We start from the raw sequence: 6228 nt of genomic DNA on the forward strand, positions 1-6228 counted from the left end.
GATGGTGCCGAAGGCGCGCCCGATGTCCCACTGCGTGGAGCTCACCGGCTTCACGACCCGCAGGATGTCGTCGGGCCGCGCGTCGGTCGTGAAGTCGAGGTCATTGGTGCGCCGCCCGAGCAGCGCGTCGCGCACGGGACCACCGACGATCGCGAGGTCGAACCCGGCGTCCGCGAAGGCCCGGGCGAGCGTGTCGACGACGGGGGACTCGGCGAGCGCGCCGAGGCGCGCGACGCCCTCGGCCATGTTGAGCATGGTCTCCAGCCTATCGAGCGTCAGTCGGCGAACCGCAGGAACCCGGTGAACAGCAGCTCGCGCACCCGGGGGAGCAGGTCGGCGCGCAGGGCCGCGGGGTCGACCTCGAGCAGCTGCGCGATCGCATCGATCAGCACCCCGACCGCGAGGTCGCCGTCGCACGCGCCGACGAGCGCGGCCAGCCCCGGGTCGACGCCGAGCGCGCGGCCGAACCCTCCGCCCTGACGCAGCTCGATCACGGTCGGGTCCTCGGCGCCGGGCAGGTGGTGCCGGGCCTCGGTGACGTCCCCCGCGACGACGAGGACGGATGCCGCCAGCCCGGCGTCGTCGAGCGCCCACAGCCGGTCGTGGGCGGCGAGGGCGTCGGCGAGATGTGCGCCGAGACTGTCGCCGGCGAGCGCGGTGTGCAGGCGCTCGTAGCGGGCCAGCGTCGGAGCCCCTTCGGCCGGACGCCGCAGCAGGATGTACCCGAACCCCACCTCGGTGACGCGGCGCTCCGAGAAGTCGTCGAGCCACGCGTCGACGAGGCGCGTGAACCCGTCGGTACCGGCGAGCGTGCCGCCGTCGCGCACCCACAGCTCGGCGTACGACAGCGGATCCAGGCTCTCGCGCTCGACCACCCAGGCGTCGAGCGGCACGGGCGACGCCTCGACCCACGCGCGCACCCGGTCCAGGCCGTCGACGCCGTCCCGGGTCTCCCAGTTGCCGAGCAGCTGTGCGATCCCGCCCGGCGACAGGTGCGTGCCCACCTCCATGACGAAGGCCGACACGACGTCGTCGCCGACCATGCCGCCGTCCCGGTACTCGTAGGCGGGAATGTCGGCGACGCGCGGCGTGATCACGAACGGCGGGTTCGACACCACCCGGTCGAACTGCTCGCCGGCAACCGGCTCGAACAGGCTGCCGAGGCGCGTCTCGATGCCGTCGACGCCGTTGAGCAGGGCGTTGAGCCGGGTGAACGCGAGCGCCCGGGCGGAGATGTCGGTGGCCACGATGTGGTCGACCTGTGCGCGGGCGCGGAGGGCCTGGATGCCGCATCCCGCCCCCACATCGAGCCCACGGGCCGCGGGCGTCGGCAACTGCAGGCCGGCGAGCGTCAGCGATGCGCCGCCCACACCCAGCACGTGGTCCTCGGGCAGCGGACCGCCCAGCGCCGCCTCGTCGAGGTCGCTCGCGATCCACCACTGCCCCGACCCGGTGGCGTCAGCGTACGACTGCGGCCGCACGACCGCCAGCGGCCGCACCCGATCGCCTTCGACCGTCGCGAGCCCGAGTCTCACGAGTCCTTCGGCCTTCGTGCGCACGAGCGCGAGATCTGCGGATGCCGCGGCCTCCGGCATCCCGAGCACGAGAAGCCGTGCCAGCACGGCCAGGGCGTCGGAGCGATCGCCGAGCGCCCGCAGCGCCGGGGAACGAAGGCCCCGGGCGATGGCATCGTCCGCTGCAGCGCCCCAGGCGTCGCGCACGCCCTCGGCGGTGAATCCCGCGTCGCGGAGATCGTCGGCGAGCGAGCGGCAGAGGGCGGGATCCGGTTCGGGCAGCACGTCTTCACGTTATCCGGCCCGGCCGCGGGTTTCCCCGGATCCGTGCCTGCCCGCCCGGCGTCCGGCGGGCTCAGAGGCACGGACCGTAGAATCGCTGACGATCGTGCGGTCAGGACATCGCACAGGAGCGAACCCCCGACAGGATGATCGTGACCAGACCGCGAGCTCTGCGGCGCCCCCCGGGCCGCGCCCCTCGCCTTGTGACCGCCGCCCTCGCCGTCGCCGCGGCGCTGGCGGTCGCGCTGCCCGCACCTGCGTTCGCCGCGACAGAGCCCACCCCGACGCCGACCCCGTCGATCGCGCCGGGCACGACGGTGTTCACGCTGTCGCCGGTGTCGAACGGGATCGTCCGCCCGGGCGACGCGCTCACGGTCTGGCTCTCGATCCAGAACGGCACCGATGCCGAGCTGGCGCCGACCGAAGTCACCGTGTCGCTCGGTCGCACGCCGCTGGGCTCCCGCAACGCGCTGCGGGACTGGCTCGGCGGCGACCTGGGAGAGGCCGAGGTCGCGCCGATCGCCACCAAGCCGCTGGATTCGGTCGCCCCCGGCACCGACGAGGAGAGCGCCCTCACCCTCGCCGCCGATGATCCCGCGCTGGCGGGACTCGCCCCGGGCGTCTACCCGCTCGCCGCGTCCTACCCGTCCGAGACCGGACCCGTGACGTCGACGAGCGTCGTCGTCGTGCCCGACGACAGCCGGGCGCCCGTCGCCGTCGGCATCGTCGTGCCGATCACCGCCGGCCCGCGCGAAGAGGGGCTCCTGACCTCGGACGAGCTGGCAGAGCTCACGGCGCCCGACGGTGCGCTGACCAGCCAGCTCGGCGCCGTCACCGGGACGGACGCGATCCTCGCCGTCGACCCCGCGATCCCCGCCGCCATCCGCGTGCTCGGAACAGCGGCGCCGCAGCCGGCGCTCGAGTGGCTCTCGCAGCTGGAGGCGCTGCCCAACACCCGGTTCGCGCTCCAGTTCGGCGATGCGGACGTCACGGCGCAGCTGCAGTCGGGACTGGAGCGCCCCCTCGCCCCGACGTCCTTCACGTACGCCATGTCGCCGGACGACTTCACCGCCGCCACCCCGTCGCCCGAGCCGACTCCCACGACCAGCCCGACCACGAGCCCGAGCCCCACGCCGACCGATGGGAGCGCGCTGCCGTCGACCGACGAGCTCCTCGACATCGGACCCGCCGACCGCGCCGCGATGTACTGGCCCGCCGACGGCACCGCCGACACCGGCGTCGTCAAGACGCTCGGGGCCCTCGACACCGACGACACGGCATCGCTCACCGTGATCCCGTCCGCCACCACCCGCAGCGGCGCCGCCGGCGGGACCGTCTCGGCGCGCGGCCTCGTCGGCGACGCGGACGTGCTCGTCTACGACAGCGACGTCTCGCAATCGCTGCTCGAGGGGTCGGAGCTCGAGCAGACGTGGCTGCGCGGTGCGCCGCTGACCGCGGCGACCGCCTACCTCGCCTTCGCGACCGCCGAGTCCTCCGGTCCGCTCCTGGTCACCGTCGGGCGCGGCGAGGACCGCTCCCGCCTCGGACTCGGCACTGCCATCACGGCGGCCGCCGCCGCGCCCGGCGTCGAGCCCCGCACGCTCGCCACGCTCGCGTCGGCCGACCCGGTCGGCGTCGAGCTCACCGATGTGGCGGCCTCGCCCGAGCGTGCGGCCGCGGCATCCGCCCTCGTCGGCGACGAAGGCGAGCTCGGCCGCTTCGCGACCATCCTCGACGACCCGTCCCTGCTCACCGGGCGCGAGCGGGCCTCGATGCTGCAGGTGCTGGGCGTGGCCTGGGTCGGCGATGCCGAATGGCCGACCGTGCTCGCCGACCACCGCGACGCCACCCGCACCACCCTCGGGTCGGTGGGCCTGTTGCCCACCACGACCACAAACCTCTTCGGTTCGCGCGCTCCGCTGCAGTTCTGGGTGCGCAACGACCTGCCGTACCCCGTCAACCTCGTGCTCTACGCGAGCCCCGACAACCTGCGCCTGGACGTCCAGGGCGAGACGCCCATCGTCGCCACGCCGCAGAGCAACACCCGCGTCGACGTGCCCGTGCAGGCCCGCGTCGGGCGCGGCGAGGTGACCCTCACGCTGCAGCTGCGCAGCCCCGCGTTCGTCGCCATCGGCCAACCCGAGACGGTCGACATCAACGTCTGGGCCGACTGGGAGGGCGTGGGCATCACGGCCCTCGCCGTCGTCATCGGCGGACTGGTCGTGGTCGGGGTCGTCCGCACCGTCCTGCGCATGCGCCGACGGCACCGTCGAGCGGATGCCGCCGGCGCGGGTGAGGCGGCGGCCGAGGGTGACGGAGCCGAAGGTGAGGGCGCCGAGGGTGAAGGCCCCGACGGTGAAGGCCCCAACGGTGAAGGCCCCGACGGCGACACAGCCGAAGGCGACACAGCCGAGCGTGACGCGGCCGATTCCTCGGGCGTTGAAGAACCCGGGCACGAGGCATCCGGCCGTCCCGCGGGTGACGACGGAGGCGAGAAGTGAGCAGCATCGGGCGCGCGAGCGTCATGATCGGCGCGGGCACGATCGTGTCGCGGCTGACCGGGTTCCTGCGTTCGGTCGTGCTCGTGTCGGCGATCGGGGCGACGAGCGCGGGTGGCAACGCCTTCGCGGTCGCGAACCAGCTGCCCAACAACATCTACGCGATCATCTCGACGGGTCTGCTGAGCGCCGTCGTGGTGCCGCAGATCGTCAAGGCCGCGGCTCACGACGACGGCGGTCGAGCGTTCGTGTCGAAGCTGTTCACGCTCGGCACGGTCGTGCTGCTGGGCACGACACTGATCGCGACGGTCGCGGCCCCATGGCTGGTCGCCCTGTACGCACCGAAGTTCGGCCCCCAGGAGCAGGCGCTCGCGACAGCATTCGCATACTGGTGCCTGCCCCAGATCCTCTTCTACGGACTGTTCGCTCTCGTCGGGGAATCGCTCAACGCGCGACGCGTCTACGGCCCCTACACGTGGGCTCCGATCGTCAACAACATCGTGTCGATCGCGGGCTTCCTCACGTTCATCTGGCTGTTCGGGCCGGCCGGAAACTCCACGGTCTGGACGCCGGACATGATCGCGCTGCTGGCCGGCACGGCGACGCTCGGCATCATCGTGCAAACCGGCATCCTCTTCGTCTTCTGGCGGCGCACCGGCCTTCACATCCGGCCCGACTTCCGCTGGCGCGGCGTCGGGCTCGGCCAGATCGGCAAGCTCGCGGGCTGGACATTCCTGATGGTGCTCGCAGGCCAGCTCGCAGGTCTCGCCCAGTCGCAGGTCATGTCGAGCGTGCCCAAGGGCGACCCCGGCATCTTCGTCGCCCAGAACGCGTGGCTTCTGTTCATGCTGCCGTACTCGATCATCGTGCTGTCCATCGGGACCCCGTACTTCACGCAGCTGAGCGAGCACGCCCGGGCCGGCCGCGGTGAAGAAGTTCGAGGCGACATCGGCCGCAGCATCCGCACCCTCGGCTTCTTCGTCGTCGCCGCCACCGCTGCACTCGCGGCCGCCGCGATCCCCGCCTCGCGGATCTTCACCGGAGATCCCGCAGAGGCCGTCGGCGCAGCAGGGGTCCTGCTGTGCTACCTCGTCAGCCTGATCCCGTTGGCCGTGCTGTTCGTGGTGCAGCGCACCTTCTACGCCTACGACGACACCCGCACACCCTTCTTCTTCACCATCGTGCAGTGCGCGCTCGTGGTCGCCACGGCTTGGGCGGCCTTCTGGGCCTTCACCGCGGGCATCCTCCCCTCGTCACAGCTCGTCGCCGCCGTGGCCCTCGGCCAGTCCTTCGCGAGCGTCGTGCAGGTCGTCGTGGCTACTTGGCTCCTGCACCGCCGCCTGGGAGGCATCCAGCTCACATCATGGCTGTCTGCGCTCGGTCGGTTCGCCCTCGCCGCGATCCCCGCGGGGATAGTCGGCTGGCTGACCTTCCAGCTGATGGGCGGCGTCGAGGGATGGACGGTGTCCGACAAGATGCTCGGCGCCCTGGGCGCCGCCATCATCGGCGTCGTCGTGCTCGCCGTGTACGCCGGCATCCTCGCGCTCTTCCGCGCTCCCGAGCTGTCGGTCGCGACCGGACTGCTGCGCCGGTTCCTCCCCGGCGGACGCTGAGCGCGCCGACACCGGACCGGTCGGCGGAATGCCACGCGGTTACCATGTGTTGAGGCATCCGGAGCCCTTTCGTCCGCCGTGGCGAACCGCGCTCGGTTAAAGGAAGGTGCGCACGTGCGTCAGGTCATCATCATCGGTTCGGGCCCCGCGGGGTACACCGCCGCCATCTATGCGGCCCGTGCCAACCTGAACCCGCTCGTCGTGGCGAGCTCGGTCGAGGCCGGCGGCGAGCTGATGAACACCACCGAGGTCGAGAACTTCCCGGGCTTCCCCGAGGCGATCATGGGGCCCGACCTCATGGCCAAGATGCAGGAGCAGGCC

4 protein-coding genes and 1 pseudogene are annotated in these 6228 nt (G+C 72.4%); 3 read left to right on the plus strand and 2 right to left on the minus strand.

Going from position 1 to position 6228, the window contains the following annotated elements; genetic code table 11:
• Nucleotides 1–255, minus strand: a pseudogene (locus ACTHNQ_RS02580) (CCA tRNA nucleotidyltransferase); the annotation flags it as partial.
• A 20-nt stretch (nt 256–275) separates the two neighbouring features.
• Nucleotides 276–1799 carry a DUF7059 domain-containing protein gene (locus ACTHNQ_RS02585; RefSeq protein ID WP_440330865.1) on the minus strand — a complete coding sequence of 508 codons (1524 nt, stop codon included), beginning with the start codon at nt 1797–1799 and terminating at the stop codon, nt 276–278.
• Nucleotides 1800–1999: 200 nt separating this feature from the next.
• Between ACTHNQ_RS02585 and ACTHNQ_RS02590 the strand changes: the two genes are divergently transcribed.
• The 3 genes from ACTHNQ_RS02590 to ACTHNQ_RS02600 all read left to right on the plus strand — a co-directional run.
• Nucleotides 2000–4297: a DUF6049 family protein gene (locus tag ACTHNQ_RS02590; RefSeq protein ID WP_440330866.1), complete on the plus strand. Its 2298-nt coding sequence runs from the start codon at nt 2000–2002 to the stop codon at nt 4295–4297.
• Nucleotides 4294–5907, plus strand: a complete 1614-nt coding sequence (gene murJ / locus ACTHNQ_RS02595) for a murein biosynthesis integral membrane protein MurJ (RefSeq protein WP_440330867.1) — start codon at nt 4294–4296, stop codon at nt 5905–5907. The genes ACTHNQ_RS02590 and murJ overlap by 4 nt, the downstream gene beginning before the upstream one ends.
• A gap of 114 nt (nt 5908–6021) precedes the next feature.
• The coding region (locus tag ACTHNQ_RS02600) for an NAD(P)/FAD-dependent oxidoreductase (protein WP_440330868.1) at nt 6022–6228 on the plus strand (207 nt) is incomplete at its 3' end.

Source organism: Microbacterium sp. (assembly GCF_051953575.1).
Lineage (GTDB): Bacteria > Actinomycetota > Actinomycetes > Actinomycetales > Microbacteriaceae > Microbacterium.